This window comes from Bacterioplanoides sp. (genome assembly GCF_965226395.1).
Lineage (GTDB): Bacteria > Pseudomonadota > Gammaproteobacteria > Pseudomonadales > Oceanobacteraceae > Bacterioplanoides.
This window is the reverse complement of the sequence record NZ_OZ245358.1, coordinates 2,495,626-2,510,458: the sequence shown is the minus strand read 5'-3', so window position 1 is coordinate 2,510,458 and position 14,833 is coordinate 2,495,626. Positions and strand designations below refer to the sequence as shown.

Here is a 14,833-nt window from a genome sequence, read left to right as displayed (position 1 = left end):
TGTGATTTTCAGACATTATGATGACTAGCTATGGGCCAACGATCCATTAACAGTGTGCAAATCATCTGCGATTACGCCAGCAGCCTTGGTCTCGATCCACAGGATATTATCGCCAACAGTGCGATCCGTGCTGAGCAATTACAACAAGACTGTCAGATTGATGCGCAGCAGGAATTGCAGGTTATTCACAACTTGCTGAGCTATACCGGCGCACCGTATGAAACAGGTATGGAACTGGGGCTGCGTTATCAGCTTACCAGCTATGGCATTTTTGGTTATGCGTTACTGTCCAGCAGTACACTGCGTAACGCCATTCGCTTTGGTCAGCAATATCTGGCATTGACCTATATTTTTTCAAAACTGGAACTGATCGAACATCAGGGGCAGGCACGGATTGAAATTCGTTGTGATCTGCCGGGTGACAGCGGCAAATTGTTAGCCAGTCGTGATATGTGGGCCGTGCTGGTAATTATGCGTGAACTGTTACCAGAGCTGCCACCCGACAATCCGATTATGGTGGAACTGGATATGCCAGAACCCACTCATTTTAAATCGTCATTACAGGCGCAACTGCTACAGCAGGCTGGCGTGAGCTGGCGTTTTAATGCCGGTCGTTTTGCCTTTTCAGGGCTGACCGCGTTGTTAGATGCTCCCCTGCCCAAAGCCAACGCCATTACCGCCAAATTGTGTGAACAACAATGCCGTGAATTGCTGAATCAAACACAGAGCGCTCAGTTACCTTCGATTTCATCATCTTTTTCTCCACCTCTGTCTTCTCAAAAACCGATCAGCCAGCAAGTACGCGATCAGATTTTAACACTGGGGCTTACTGCGAGTATGGATCAGGTTGCTTCGGCGATGGCACGAACATCACGTACGCTACATCGCCAGCTTCATGATGAAGGCAGTAGCTGGCGACAGGTACGCGATAAGGTACGGTTGGGATTAGCAGAAGCCTTTCTTAATCAGGCTTTGCCGATTGAAATTATCGCCGAGCGTCTCGGCTACAGTAACAGCGCCAACTTCACTCATGCCTTTAAACGCTGGAAGGGCCTGACGCCCAGTGCTTATCGCAAGCAATTATTAACCACCTTAGCAAAAGCCAAACAGTGATTTTGTATCCACATTACGCAGTTTTGTGCACTGCTTATTTCTTCCCCGTTTTCTAACATAAGCCCTGTCATTAACGCTGTATAAGCAGCACTTGTCATTTAATGAATTCTTTTAGTAAGAGTCAGTTCCGACATAACGCGTTATGCTGTTGTATTAGCCATTGTTCAGATTCCTTATGAGTGAACCCTATGAAAAAGCTCCATTTTTCATCCATCGCAGAGCACCATAGCGCCCTCGGTATCCGGCTGCCTGAGCATCCTTTGTTGGATGTTATTCGTATCTCCAGTGCTGCGATTAATCAGGAGCTGACGTGTCAGAGCGATATATCTCTGAGTAATGATTTTTATGTTATTTCTCTGAAAAAAATTACCTCTGGAGAAATTTATTACGGCCGAACTCAATACGACTGCTCAAGCGGCACCATGATCTTTACTGCGCCGCGTCAGGAGATGCACTCAAGCGGGGTAAAGATTGATTCAACGGCCATCAGCCTGATCATTCATGAAGACTTTATTCAGGGACACCCGATCAAAGATCGACTGCGTAAATACCGGTTTTTTGATTACTCCACACACGAAGCTTTGCATTTATCCCCTAATGAAGAAGATCAGATCAATGCATTGTTATCCGCGATTGAAACGGAGACCCAGAACAACCGAGACGAATTTACCAAAGAGCTGATTTTATCTCAGGTAGATACCATTCTGCGGTATGCCGATCGTTTTTATCATCGCCAGTTTTTGCTACGCAAAGAAAACAACACCGCAACCGTAGAACGCTTTGAACAGGTATTTGAAACACTGCTGGAAAACCATGAAGGCATTCCTGAAATTGACACGATTGCCACGGCCCTGAATATGACCAGCCGTTATCTCAGTGATTCACTGAAAGCCGAAACCGGTAAAACCGCTAAAGAAAATATCCATTTAAAGCTAATGGATATTGCCAAAGACCGGTTGCTGGCATCCAACGATTCGGTTGCAACCATTGCCTACCAGATGGGATTTGAATATCCCCAGTATTTTGCCCGTTTGTTTAAAAAGAAAGTTGGTATGACACCAACTGAGTATCGCCAGCGCCATTAAGGCCTGGTAACAGAGCCTACACCACAAGCAAACCGATAACGGCTGCCTATTGAATCTATTCAGAAAATCAAACGGCGTTTCTGCGCGATCTGTCTAAGATTAAAGAGACCCTTAATTCACAGCAGTTCTGTAGGAATAACCTTATGGAAAATCACGGTAATTCTGCGGGCCAATGCCCGGTTATGCACGGCAGTAACACATCCTCTTCCACCAGCAATACCGCCTGGTGGCCCAACGCACTCAATCTCGACATTCTGCATCAGCACGACAGTAAAACGAATCCACTCGGAGAAGATTTTAACTACGCTGAGGCCTTCAAAAAACTCGACCTGGAAGCGTTGAAAAATGATCTGAAAGCGCTGATGACGAATAGCCAGAACTGGTGGCCAGCCGACTGGGGACATTATGGTGGTTTGTTTATTCGCATGGCCTGGCACGCAGCTGGTTCTTATCGGGTAGCCGATGGCCGTGGTGGTGCCAATACTGGCAATCAGCGTTTTGCGCCACTCAACAGCTGGCCCGACAACGGTAACCTGGATAAAGCCCGTCGTTTGTTATGGCCCATCAAAAAGCAATACGGCAACAGCATTTCCTGGGCTGATCTGATGATTCTGGCAGGCAATATGGCCTATGAATCCATGGGCTTTAAAACCTTTGGTTTTGCCGGTGGCCGTGAAGATATCTGGCACCCGGAAAAAGACACCTACTGGGGTTCAGAGAAAAACTGGCTACAGGAAAGTGGTGGCGAAGGCAGCCGCTACGCTGGCGAAGACCGCAGCGAAAACGGCTTAGAAAACCCGTTAGCCGCGGTAATGATGGGCTTAATTTATGTGAACCCGGAAGGCGTAGATGGCAACCCAGATCCATTAAAAACCGCTCAGGATATGCGCACCACCTTCGCTCGTATGGCCATGAACGATGAAGAGACCGTTGCCCTCACCGCTGGCGGACACACGGTAGGTAAAGCCCATGGTAATGGTGATGCTTCCATTCTTGGCCCGGAGCCGGAAGGTGCTGATATCGAAGAGCAAGGTTTTGGCTGGATGAACCACAAAACCCGCGGCATTGGTCGTGACACCGTCACCAGTGGAGTTGAAGGTGCGTGGACAACCAATCCGACACAGTGGGATAACGGTTATTTTGATCTGCTGTTTAAATACGACTGGGAGCTGACCAAAAGCCCGGCTGGTGCCCAGCAGTGGCAACCGGTGAATATTGCTGAAGCCGATATGCCGGTCGATGTTGAGGATGCCAGCATCCGCACCATGCCAGTGATGACCGATGCCGATATGGCGTTAAAAATTGATCCACAATACCGCAAAATCTCAGAGCGTTTCCGTGATGATCAGGCCTACTTTGAAGACGTCTTTGCCCGCGCCTGGTTTAAATTAACCCACCGCGACATGGGCCCGGTTTCGCGCTACTTAGGTGCGGATGTACCAAGCGAAGAACTGATCTGGCAAGACCCGGTACCGGCAGGAAATACCAACCTCAGCGAGGCCGACATTCGTGATTTAAAAGCGCAGATTCTGGCGGCCGATGTCAGCGTATCAGAGCTGGTGGCAACTGCCTGGGACAGCGCCCGGACTTTCCGTGGCTCTGACTTCCGCGGTGGTGCCAATGGCGCACGTATTCGTTTAGCACCACAAAAAGACTGGATCGGTAACGAACCTGAACGTCTGCAAAAAGTACTGGCCGTATTGGAAGGTATTCGGGTCAGCTGCGGTAAAGACATCAGTCTGGCCGATTTGATTGTACTGGGTGGCAGCGCTGCCGTTGAACAAGCCGCCAAAGACGCCGGTGTCGATATTTCAGTGCCGTTTGCAGCAGGCCGTGGCGATGCCAGCGACGAACAAACCGACGCAGAATCGTTTGCACCGCTGGAACCCCTTCATGATGGTTTCCGTAACTGGCAGAAAGAGCACTATGCTGTGATGCCGGAAGAAATGTTGCTGGATCGTGCTCAGTTACTGGGTCTGACTGCACCTGAAATGACCGCTCTGGTTGGTGGCATGCGGGTGTTAGGCACCAACCACGGCGGCAGCCAGCATGGCGTGTTCACTGATAACGTCGGTGCCTTAAGCAACGACTTCTTCGTTAACTTAACTGATATGTCATACCGCTGGGAGCCAACTGGTCGTAATTCCTACAACATTGTGGAACGCGATTCCGGTACTACCAAATGGACTGCAACCCGGGTGGATCTGGTCTTTGGCTCAAACTCAATTCTGCGCGCTTACGCTGAGGTGTATGCCCAGGATGACAATAAAGAGAAGTTTGTTGCCGACTTTGTGAAAGCCTGGGTCAAGGTTATGAATGCAGATCGGTTTGATTTAGCCTAAACCCAATCAACTTCCTTTTATTGATACAATCTCCTGACTCACTTTGCCCGAATTAGGTCAGGAGATTTCTTGATAAAAGGCGCACTAGAAAGTAACAAAAACATCAAAAGCACCGCTTACCGAACTATTTATCATTCGCATACCAGTTATGCGAATATGTCATTAGTTTTACATCGTTTTTCCGCTATGATGCAGCGGTTAGTTCGTACTCATATGGATTAAAGGGACTTAGATACCAGAAGAGTCATTTAGAATTTCTGAATAGGCTATGTTCTCATGCGATTATTTACTTTATGCGCCTTATCATCGGCGTTATTCCTGGCTGCCTGTGGTGGTGGCGGTGGTTCCGGCAACGGTGGCACTACCCCGGCTCCCGAGCAGTTCAGTTATGTCATTAATAACGATCTCAACATTGCTTCCGTCAGTACGAAAACGCAGCAAGCTGAAGTTGTTGTTGAGGGTGCCCCCTTCTTCCTGACACCATCCAAGCTCTCTGCCAATGGCACACCGCAACTGGCTGCCTTGTTTACGGTGAAAGATGGTCAGCTGGTCGCGCTGACCTCAGACAGCAACACCCCCAAAGTGATTTCATCACTGGAAAACCTCAGCCAGGATTCTTTCTGTGATGTGATCCCTCAGGAAAATGGCTCGCAGCCGCGCCTATTCTTCAGTCAGCCTGGAGCGGATCGGGAATGTAACAGCAGCGATGATAACCTGATCTTTTACGTTGATAGCAGCATGACAGCGGATGACGCACCAATTGCTGTTGCCAATGCCGCCCTGTTCACCGCTACAGAGGTGGATACAGTCTTTCGAGGAGCACATCAGGTTGCCGGTTATCTGGTACGGGAAGCGTCTTCTGGCGGAACCGAGCTGCGCTATTACGATAACCTGCTCTCACAGGGTGTCACTTTGAATACCGGTGCTGGTTATGATGCGAATACAGAAACAGTACAGGTTTGGTCTTTCTATAACACCGACCGCAGCCTGATTCGTTTGGGTGATGAATATTACGATGCCAGTGTGGCTAATTTGGCAGCAGGTAATCCGGGCAACCGTTTTCTGGTGGCGGATGAGCAGAAGGAAGTTGTCGTTACCAATGATCGTGCCTATTTATCCATCGGTTCCGATTATTACCGTCATGATATTGGCCGCAGCGATGTGATGGAATTTTCAACGCTTAATTTATCCGGCAGTGTCGATATTGCCGTGCTGGAAAATGGCTCGATTATTTCTTCGGACGATAATAACAATCCTGAAATTCGTCGCTTTTTACAAGCAGATGAACGCGGTGACAGCGTAGCATTCCGTCTATTAACGGAAGCGGATTACGACACGAATGACACTAACAGCAGCAGCTTTGGTATGTCATCCACCGGAAGGGGGGCACTGGTGAGCGTGTCACTGCGTTACCCAAGCACGGATGATGTGCAATATACCCTGTATATTGCTACCGACGACACAGTGGTTCGTTATGATGACGCCCGTTGGATCGACACCTCCTTAAATTCCACCTCTCCGTTCCTGAATCGTCCGCTTTATATGCAACAGCGAAATAACCAAACGGTGATTGCTGAAGTGAAAGAAAGCAATCTGTCGTCACCGCTGGTGTATGGCACATTACCGGCCGGGGTTGATCTGATTGATGCCGAAGCGTTTCCGGTTGCTGGCAAGTTATTGCTGACCACCCGCTCGTCACAAGCGGATTTAACCGGGCTGGTGTATCAGATTACTCCTGGTCAGGCAGGGTCATTACGTCAGATCAGCGGCCTGACTGGTTTTACTGTTGGTTTTTAATTAAGGGTTTTTGATTAATTGCTGACTTTTAATTGCTGACTTTTAATTAAAAACGATCACTGCCCGGCAAGGGCAGTGATCGTCAGATAAAGCCAGTGCCTGTTAAAGCTCAAACAGCATATCGGTGCGGATAATATATTTCACTCCGCTGCGAATTGTTTCTGAGCTGTGCACACAATGTAATGGATGCATGCCGTGAGGAAAGCACAATACGCTGCCTGCGGGTGTACGCACATCCATTTCCTGAATATTATCACCACGCCGGGCCGGCTTTGCCGGATCATCGGCATTCACCAGAAAACGTGTTGCCCCGCCTTCAAAATCCTCGCTTAGCAAGATTAAAAACGTCATCTGGCTGTAGCGGTCGGGATAGGCATTAGTAATTAACTCATTATTTTTCACCCGTGAACCCGGCCAGTTGCCATCAGTATGAAACTGAAAATAATCACCGTGCTGATACCGATAAAAACGAAATCGGGCATTAATACCTAACGGTTTTTTACCGTGAAAAATATCCAGTTTTTGGCTCGCTAAATGAGCAACCCGCTGCCAGATAATCTGATCGGTGGTTTCATCCGTCACCCAGGTGACATTGTCGTTATGGCGAATTTCCCGCGGCAATGACACCGCGGCATCTTTTAAATATCCCAGCGCTTCGGTTGCTTCAATAAAGCGTTGCGTTTCCTGGTGCGACAGCACATTTAATAATTGATACGCGCCCGGTACATCGTGAATCTCACGCCGCTGAATCTGGCTGATGTCATAGTGTTCATCCAATCGCAGCGGGTTTTCTGCACGACAAGCCCAGGTGGGTAAACTGGGATTTTCAGCACCCGGTTCACGGGCAACCACATAAAAATCTTCGTTCATGTTGCGTTACCTTTAATCTTAATAATTCATCACACGAATCTGAGTGAACTGGCGGTGCCCTTCTGCCGAACCGTGATAGCCAAAACCACTGTGCTTGGCACCAACCCAAGGGCTGTCGCCCGGGCCGCCTACGCCACCATTAACCGATACCATGCCTGCCTGTAATTGATTCGCCACATCGGCGGCACCGGCACCACCAAATACCACAGCACCTAAGCCATAGTCAGAATCGTTGGCACGGCGAATCGCTTCTTCCATCGAATTAACACTTGCCATCGCCACCACCGGGCCAAAGGTTTCCAGTTGTTCTAACTGCATATCAGCAGTTAAACCATCCACCACCGTTGGCTGAATAAAGGGCAGCGGATAATGCGCATCGCCCAATAAAAATTCAGCGCCTTTATCTTTCGCATCCTGCAACTGCTGCAATACTTTCTGATGCTGTGTGGCGTTGACTAATGGGCCAATGTTGACACCCAATTCATTCCAGCCACCAGCACGGTATTGTGTGGCAAGCTGCACGACTCGCTGGCGAAACTCATCGGCTACCCGATGATCCACATAAATACGCTCGGTGGAGGTACACATTTGTCCGGCATTTTCGAACGAACTGGCAACCGCAAAGCGCGCCGCGGCATTAATATCCGCTCCCGCCATCACAATCATCGGATCGTTACCGCCCAGCTCCATCACCAGACGTTTCAGACCGCTGGCAGCATTCGCCATAATGTCACGCCCGGCAGCCACTGATCCGGTAAAGGCAATCATATTAATATCGGCCTGCACCAATGCCCGGCCAACGTCACCAGCACCATGAACAATCTGCAACAGGTTTTCAGGTAAATATTGCTGCAGGGTTTTAACAAATAAATCGGCTACCAAAGGAGTATTTTCAGACGGTTTTAATACCACGCTGTTACCAGCAATTAACGCCGGAATTAATAAGTTATTGGCCATCGCCAGGGGATAATTCCACGGCGAAATTAAGCCAACCACACCCAGCGGCTGATATTGAATCTGACTGCTGACGGCAATTTGTTTAGGCTCAAAGGCCTCAGCCGCTTCGCGTGCCATATAAGGTGCATTAGCAATAGCACCACCGGCTTCGTAATGAGCACGACGCTGATCTTTACCCATTTCCAGGCTGATTAAACGGGTCAACTCCGGATGCTGAGGCTCCAGCTGCTGATACGCTTGAGTGAGAATTTCGACCCGTTGTTGCAGGCTTTGTTGCGCCCACTCAGTCTGCGCCTGACGGGCATTACTGACCACTTGTTGCAGCTGTTGCTCTGAGGTGGTGGCAACGCGGCCAACAATGTCACCATTCAATGGGTTAACGGATTCCAGATAGTGATTCATTGCAGCTACTCATTTGCTCTGACGTTAAGAAAGGCCGGAAAATTACCAAAGATGCAGTACAATCAGAAACAAGTGTTGCCTGTAAGAGATACAAATGAGCGCCCTCAACTCACTCGATTTGCGCCAGCTGCGTACCCTGCATTTGTTATTACAGGAGCAGAATGTCTCGCGGGTGGCCGATCAACTTGGTATCTCACAACAGGCGGTGAGTGATCAGTTAAAAAAGCTGCGCCAGCGCTTCGATGATCGTCTGTTTATTCGCCGTGGTAATGGCCTGGCACCCACGCCTTATGCCGAATCTCTACAGCCCAAAATCGCCAATGTATTTAATGCGCTGGAGCAGCTGACCGAACCCCCGATATTTGATCCGGCAACCGTTAACCGTACCTTTACCATCAGCTGTACCGACCTGGAACAAAAGGCCATTTTGCCCGGTTTATTACAGCAATTACGGGCGCAGGCGCCGCAGCTTAAACTGGCGGTAAAAACTCTGAATCTGGATCAGATTGCCGCCGATTTACTCAATGGTGACATTGATCTGGTGATTACCAACCCACAATTTGCGCCGCCCAGCTATCCGGCAACCACCTTATATCAGGAGCAGTATGTGTGTGTTGCCTCGCGCACCAACCGCTTAATCCGGCCTTATATGACAGTCGCCGAAATCGCCCGGATTCCGCAGTTGGTGGTATCGCCATCACGGGGGGATTTCAGTGGTGCAGCGCAGCAGTGGTTCGAACAGCAGGGGCATCCGCGCAGTGTGCTGTTATCAGTGCCGACGTTTACCGCGGCAAAGGCCGCCATTGCGGCCACCGATTTATGTGGTTTTATTCCGGCACGGCTATTACCCGACCCGGAATTAACGGCAATCTCCCTGGATGTTGATATCCCCGGATTTGATGTGATTGCCGTCTGGCATCAGCGTTCGTCACAAGACCCGCTGCACCAGTGGTTGCGGCAACAGCTTATAGAAGTAAGCTCAAATTAACCGCCGCTATTCATCCAATCCAGCGCGCCAGCGAGTCATATTATCAATTTGCCCTGCCCGGTTACATTACGCCCAGTTCTTTTAGGCGCTCCGTTAAATAACCACCTGCCGTATAACGTTCTGATAGCACGGTATCTGGAGCTGGATGCAAAAACAGCGGCAACGAAATGCGAGCATGTTCTTGACGCTCTCCCGATGGATTAATTACTCGGTGCGTGGTCGAAGGATAATAGCCACCTGATGCCTCTTGCAGCATATCGCCGATATTCACAATTAATGTGCCAAAGTCACACGGCACATCCATCCACTCGCCGTTTTGTTGCTGAACTTGTAAGCCAGGTTCGTTGGCAGCAGGTAACACTGTTAGCAAGTTAATGTCTTCATGCGCGGCAGCACGAATAGCCCCTGGCTCTTCGTCTCCGTCAAATGCCGGATAATGCAAGACCCGCAATAAGGTTTTTTCGCTACCCTTGATCATTTCTGAAAGTGGTTGTGAGTAGTTCGCGGAAACCTCGGCCGGGCTGTATTTTTCTACCCACGACAAGAGTTCCGATGCCAGTGATAATGTCTGGTCATAATATGCTTGCAACTCAGCCTTAAGAGCATCCGGACATTGGCCCCAAGGGTAATAATGAAAGTATTCCTTGATGTCTTTTACCGAGAATCCTTTCGCCACTTCCGAAACAGAACGCGGAAAGAAGCCATCCTGAGTATCCACCTTAAATTGATAGTTGTGTTTGTCATCACTCTCAAAAAATGCCTGCCAATGCTGGTAAATTGCCATCACCGTTTCTTGCTTAATGGGGTGATTTTTTAATACACCAAACCCAGTATTACGCAGCGATTCGGTAAATTGTTTCGCCGCATCGGGGGCGGTGTAATCAACAGCTTCAAGTTGCATGGAAAGGTACCTAGTAAGCACTGAATGGATGGGGGCGCGTAGCTTACAGCAATCTATTTGAGTGGCAATTAAAATGAGCACCACAGCACCGTACTGACCTGACATAGCGCAAGAAATAACGTTATATGCACCATAATTGCCCAAAGTGGGCACGATTTCTTAACCCAAATACCTCTCTATTGGTTTATTCTCTTACTTCCAAACATCGTATAAAACCGAAATTTCCTCACTTATTAAAGTTAACCAAGTAGACAGGAGACCCCTTGTGCAACGCGCTATGGCCCTTTTTTATAGCTTGTAGCCAAACTATTCATTCTGATCAATGATTCAATTTTTGGCATACCACTTGCTGAAGCTATCGGCCGTTTTTTAGGCAGGTCTTGGTTTATGCCAATACGTTTTATCCGTTTATATCGCTTAGCACTGATGTGTATGCTGAGTATCTCGCTACACAGTCATGCGATGAAAACAGATTGGTTTGAAGCATTTAAACACACAGCAACTGACGAGCAGTTGTATCAGTTTTTGTACGCCATGCCGAAAGGTGGCGATTTGCATAATCACCTCACCGGATCAAACTTTGTAGATTGGTGGTTTGAATTAGCCACCAATGAACAGCTCAACGGCGGCTACCGCTATTACACCCGTACACGCATTAATAACTGTGTTGATTACGCCACCACCACAGCGGTGAACTCAGCGTATTTTTTAATGTTCCGCAATATCCAGCAATCCACGTACTCAGCATTAAGTCGTTGTGAACAATCGGAGTACACAGCGCTATCAGAGTTACCTGCACACACTGTTCAAGCCTGGAAAAACAGCCTACGATTGGACTCGGTTAACGAAGGGCGCAACGAATTTTTTTATTCCCACTGGCAACGTCTGAATGACTTAGGGGCCAACCCGTACATCAATGCCGAAATGTTGTATCGCAATATGAAAGCGTTTGCCGCCGAGGGTTTGGTGTATTTAGAAACCATGGAAGGCACCCGCTTTTATAAACGTAAAGACGGCAGTCTTTATAGCGCCGACGAAGTCGCTGATTTTTATCGAACTCGGTTACAACAGCCCGATGCTCTGGCGACTGGCGTTACAGTCGGTATGCAATATTACTTACTGCGTTTTATCGACAATGCCGAGCAAGACCTGGAATGGATTTACCGTTTTGTGGATAAAAACCGCGACTTATTTGTGGGCCTGAATATGGTGGGCTCCGAAGATATTGATACGGGTTATCCACTGCGTTTTCTCGATACGTTACGCACCTTGCGCCGCGAAATTCCTACCCTGCCGATGTCGATTCATGCAGGTGAGCAAGATAAACCAAGCCGCAATGTACGCGACACCTTACTGCTTGGGGCCAACCGAATTGGTCATGGTATCAATCTGATTTCAGACCCCGACACCATGCTGTTAATGCGTAACAGCAACCATCTGATTGAAATCAATTTAATCAGCAACTTCATGCTGGGTTATGTCGACAGCTACCAACAGCATCCTTTCCCTGAGTATTTACGCTTTGGCATTCCCGTCACCCTGACAACGGATGATCGTGGTATGTGGGATTCCAACATGACCGATGAGTATTTTGTTGCCGTTAAATAATTCAATTTATCGTGGCAGGAAATCCGTTTGTTGCTTACTAACTCGGTGCGTTACGCCTTTATAGAAGAGGCAAGCAAACAACGGATGTTGCATCACGACTGGATCAATTTGAAACCGCCTTCAAAGCACAAGGCCTTAAAGCATTCAATTCTGTGCGCCCAGTTTCTTATAGGTTTACCTGTCAACAATATCAACTGTGTTTAGAGAACTCTTATGATTAAAACTGCACTCTGCTGTATCACAGCCACCTTATTGCTGCTAACGGGCTGCAACTCGCCTACGGATACAGCAAACCCGAAAAGCCAAGCCTCCGAAATACAGACACCTATCGAAGTAAAAGTGGTAGTGGTCACCATGTTCGAACTGGGTGAGGTCAGTGGTGATAAAGCGGGCGAATTTCAACGCTGGAAAGAACGCCATCAACTGAATCAGCGTTTTGCATTCCCACAATCCCATGCGGATCTGTACTTAAATCCTGAGTCAGGCGTATTAGGCATGATTACCGGAATGGGCACCAACCGTTCGTCATCGGCCATTATGGCACTGGGCCTCGACCCACGATTTGATTTAACCAATGCTTACTGGTTGGTGGCGGGTATTTCAGGCTTTGACCCTAACGACGCCCCCATTGGTTCAGCCGCTTGGGCAGAATGGCTGGTTGATGGCGACCTTGGCCACGAGATTGATGCCCGCGAAATACCAAGCGACTGGAAAACCGGGTTCTTCCCACTCTTTTCCGCAGGTCCCTACCCTGAAAAACGCCCACCGAATCAAGGGGAAGTCTTTCAGCTCAATGACCAACTGACGAACTGGGCTTATCAACTGACTAAACAGGTTGAATTAGCCGATGATGCGGTGATTGCTGAAGAAAGAAAGCTATACACCCAATACCCCAACGCACAAACAAAACCTGTGGTCATGAAAGGTGACCACATGGCAGCCATGACGTTTTGGCACGGTGAACAGTTTAACCAGTGGGCGAATGAATACGTGGACTACTGGAGCGAAGGGCAAGGCAAATTTGTCTCCTCAGCAATGGAAGATACCGGAACCGCACAATCGCTATTTTATCTTGACCGAGCTGGTAAAGCCGATTACCAACGCCTGATGGTAGTACGCACCGCGAGTAACTTTACCGTACCGGCTCCAGGCATGACGGCGGCCGAAAATCTACTGAACTCAGAAGGCCATACCTACGCGGGCATGGAGTTAGCATTAGAGAATGCCTGGCGTGTTGGCAGTAAGGTAGTGGATACCTTAGCGAAGAATTGGCACCACTATCGTGACCACCTTCCTTATGAAAAATGAGATTAAATAAATTGTGATATTACTCACTTATCTTAATTAATAAATTAATCAAAAAACTTAGCTAAGGCGGCGATTTATTATTCGGACAAATAGCCTAAGAGAATAAAAAAGCCGACTTTGTTACAAATTTTTTATTGTTTGATTATTCAATCAGATTAGCCATAGACAAATGAATTTATTCGTTTATCTTTCCCCGACTTTTTTATGAGTGGAGGTCAAATATCGCCCATTTGTATAGAACCTTATACGAAGTGGGCGATGAAAGGGGGTCATTCACTCACTCTAATTTTTAAAATTCAGGAGCTATATATCCATGAAGCAATACCTTTCTGGAGGACGTGGACTGATGACTCTGGCCATTGGTGCACTTACCTCTGCTCCGGCACTTTCTGTGGAGTTATTTGCTGATCCAACCAGCAATATCCAGGTTGAAATGTATGGCCGCATTGCACCCGCCGCTTTTGTCGGTACTGAAAAGGTTTATCGTAACTTTTACGACGATCAGTCAGTAATTGATGACACACGGGCAACAGTGGGTTTAAAAGGCACCGTACAACAAACCTTCTGGCAACTGGAGCTGGACTACGATCGCCTGAACTTCCCTGGTGGTAGTGGCGAGGTTGAGCTGCAATTTGATAAAGCGTTTGTAGGCCATCGCTTCAACGAACATCATGCCATTTCGGTGGGTTTGATGAACTCAGCACTGGATGACGTAGATCGTTATGGCCAGACCGCGGTAGAAACCATGGCAGAACTGCCAACCGCTCAAGACCAGGATCAAACCATCAAATACGAAGTCACTTACGGCCCGTTGCTCGCTGCCACCTCATTTAGCTACAAGGCAGAATCAGAAGCCGGCGAAGCCTTGGGTGATACCTGGAACGGCTATGTGGGCCTTGAGTATGATTTAGTGGGTGTACGTTTAGGCGCAGAAACACGTACCGGCTCAGAAGGTGACTCACGCTTCGGTAAAGGCCGTTTATACACCATTGGGGCGCGTCTGACTCCGGTGGAAGGCCTGACCTTCAAACTGAATGCCTACACCTTAAAAACCCACCTGGCACAACAACGCTTTTTAGCCGATGGCGTGACCCAGGTGGAATTATTTACCACCGATGAAGACCGCCAGGGTCGCTTGTATCGTTTCAACCAGTTTGAAGAGAACGAGTGGCAAGGCGGCGAGTTTGGTGTGACCTATCAAGTTAATGACCGCTTAACCCTATCCGCTTCAACCAACTACGAAGAACGCGATGAGTGGGATCGTGATAGTGAATTCTGGACTGGTAACCAGGAACAATACGATGAGTGGGGTGACAGTCGTGAATGGCAAACGCTGACACTGCGTTACCGCCTGAATTCCAATACCGAATTAGCCATTGAAGCAAGTCCAGGTGAAGCACCTCAGAGTGGTTATTCACGAATTACTGTTTTCTTCTGATTCAGTCTTCTTCTATTTACAGGA

11 protein-coding genes are annotated in these 14,833 nt (G+C 48.3%); 8 read left to right on the top strand and 3 right to left on the bottom strand.

Annotation, left to right across the window (positions count from 1 at the left end; all coding sequences use genetic code 11):
- Positions 1-30: 30 nt before the first annotated feature.
- The 4 genes from ACO05E_RS11635 to ACO05E_RS11620 all read left to right on the top strand — a co-directional run bounded on the left by ACO05E_RS11635 (position 31) and on the right by ACO05E_RS11620 (position 6,337).
- A complete protein-coding gene (locus ACO05E_RS11635; protein WP_419813103.1) occupies positions 31-1,113 on the top strand; it encodes an AraC family transcriptional regulator ligand-binding domain-containing protein in 1,083 nt (360 codons plus the stop codon).
- A gap of 188 nt (positions 1,114-1,301) precedes the next feature.
- Positions 1,302-2,198, top strand: a complete 897-nt coding sequence (locus ACO05E_RS11630; protein ID WP_419813102.1) for a helix-turn-helix domain-containing protein — start codon at positions 1,302-1,304, stop codon at positions 2,196-2,198.
- A gap of 143 nt (positions 2,199-2,341) precedes the next feature.
- Positions 2,342-4,540 (top strand): catalase/peroxidase HPI, encoded by a 2,199-nt coding sequence (katG, locus tag ACO05E_RS11625; protein ID WP_419813101.1) that lies wholly within the window; start codon positions 2,342-2,344, stop codon positions 4,538-4,540.
- A gap of 276 nt (positions 4,541-4,816) precedes the next feature.
- Positions 4,817-6,337, top strand: coding sequence for a hypothetical protein (locus ACO05E_RS11620; RefSeq protein WP_419813100.1), 1,521 nt, complete (start codon positions 4,817-4,819; stop codon positions 6,335-6,337).
- A gap of 102 nt (positions 6,338-6,439) precedes the next feature.
- On the opposite strand, the gene ACO05E_RS11615 is transcribed toward ACO05E_RS11620, so the two are convergent.
- Positions 6,440-7,207, bottom strand: coding sequence for an oxidoreductase (locus tag ACO05E_RS11615; protein WP_419813099.1), 768 nt, complete (start codon positions 7,205-7,207; stop codon positions 6,440-6,442).
- A gap of 18 nt (positions 7,208-7,225) precedes the next feature.
- Positions 7,226-8,566, bottom strand: a complete 1,341-nt coding sequence (locus ACO05E_RS11610; RefSeq protein WP_419813098.1) for an aldehyde dehydrogenase family protein — start codon at positions 8,564-8,566, stop codon at positions 7,226-7,228.
- A 94-nt stretch (positions 8,567-8,660) separates the two neighbouring features.
- On the opposite strand from ACO05E_RS11610, the gene ACO05E_RS11605 reads away from it, so the two are divergent.
- Positions 8,661-9,554 (top strand): LysR family transcriptional regulator, encoded by an 894-nt coding sequence (locus ACO05E_RS11605; RefSeq protein WP_419813097.1) that lies wholly within the window; start codon positions 8,661-8,663, stop codon positions 9,552-9,554.
- 61 nt (positions 9,555-9,615) lie between these two features.
- Here ACO05E_RS11605 and ACO05E_RS11600 read toward each other — a convergent pair whose 3' ends face one another.
- Positions 9,616-10,455 carry a 2OG-Fe(II) oxygenase family protein gene (locus ACO05E_RS11600; RefSeq protein WP_419813096.1) on the bottom strand — a complete coding sequence of 280 codons (840 nt, stop codon included), beginning with the start codon at positions 10,453-10,455 and terminating at the stop codon, positions 9,616-9,618.
- A gap of 387 nt (positions 10,456-10,842) precedes the next feature.
- On the opposite strand from ACO05E_RS11600, the gene ACO05E_RS11595 reads away from it, so the two are divergent.
- From ACO05E_RS11595 to ACO05E_RS11585, 3 genes are all read left to right on the top strand, one after another.
- Entirely contained in the window at positions 10,843-12,063 is a 1,221-nt protein-coding gene (locus ACO05E_RS11595) for an adenosine deaminase (RefSeq protein WP_419813095.1), read from the top strand.
- A 213-nt stretch (positions 12,064-12,276) separates the two neighbouring features.
- The gene (locus ACO05E_RS11590) at positions 12,277-13,371 is read left to right on the top strand and encodes a purine nucleoside permease (protein ID WP_419813094.1); all 1,095 of its coding nucleotides are present in this window, start codon (positions 12,277-12,279) and stop codon (positions 13,369-13,371) included.
- Positions 13,372-13,684: 313 nt separating this feature from the next.
- Entirely contained in the window at positions 13,685-14,809 is a 1,125-nt protein-coding gene (locus ACO05E_RS11585) for a hypothetical protein (protein ID WP_419813093.1), read from the top strand.
- Positions 14,810-14,833: the final 24 nt, after the last annotated feature.

What these genes read in the sequence shown, in the direction of transcription:
- ACO05E_RS11635 (WP_419813103.1), top strand. Translation starts at nt 31, where the DNA reads ATGGGCCAACGATCCATTAACAGTGTGCAAATCATCTGCGATTACGCC.
- ACO05E_RS11630 (WP_419813102.1), top strand. Translation starts at nt 1,302, where the DNA reads ATGAAAAAGCTCCATTTTTCATCCATCGCAGAGCACCATAGCGCCCTC.
- katG (WP_419813101.1), top strand. Translation starts at nt 2,342, where the DNA reads ATGGAAAATCACGGTAATTCTGCGGGCCAATGCCCGGTTATGCACGGC.
- ACO05E_RS11620 (WP_419813100.1), top strand. Translation starts at nt 4,817, where the DNA reads ATGCGATTATTTACTTTATGCGCCTTATCATCGGCGTTATTCCTGGCT.
- ACO05E_RS11615 (WP_419813099.1), bottom strand. Translation starts at nt 7,207, where the DNA reads ATGAACGAAGATTTTTATGTGGTTGCCCGTGAACCGGGTGCTGAAAAT.
- ACO05E_RS11610 (WP_419813098.1), bottom strand. Translation starts at nt 8,566, where the DNA reads ATGAATCACTATCTGGAATCCGTTAACCCATTGAATGGTGACATTGTT.
- ACO05E_RS11605 (WP_419813097.1), top strand. Translation starts at nt 8,661, where the DNA reads ATGAGCGCCCTCAACTCACTCGATTTGCGCCAGCTGCGTACCCTGCAT.
- ACO05E_RS11600 (WP_419813096.1), bottom strand. Translation starts at nt 10,455, where the DNA reads ATGCAACTTGAAGCTGTTGATTACACCGCCCCCGATGCGGCGAAACAA.
- ACO05E_RS11595 (WP_419813095.1), top strand. Translation starts at nt 10,843, where the DNA reads ATGCCAATACGTTTTATCCGTTTATATCGCTTAGCACTGATGTGTATG.
- ACO05E_RS11590 (WP_419813094.1), top strand. Translation starts at nt 12,277, where the DNA reads ATGATTAAAACTGCACTCTGCTGTATCACAGCCACCTTATTGCTGCTA.
- ACO05E_RS11585 (WP_419813093.1), top strand. Translation starts at nt 13,685, where the DNA reads ATGAAGCAATACCTTTCTGGAGGACGTGGACTGATGACTCTGGCCATT.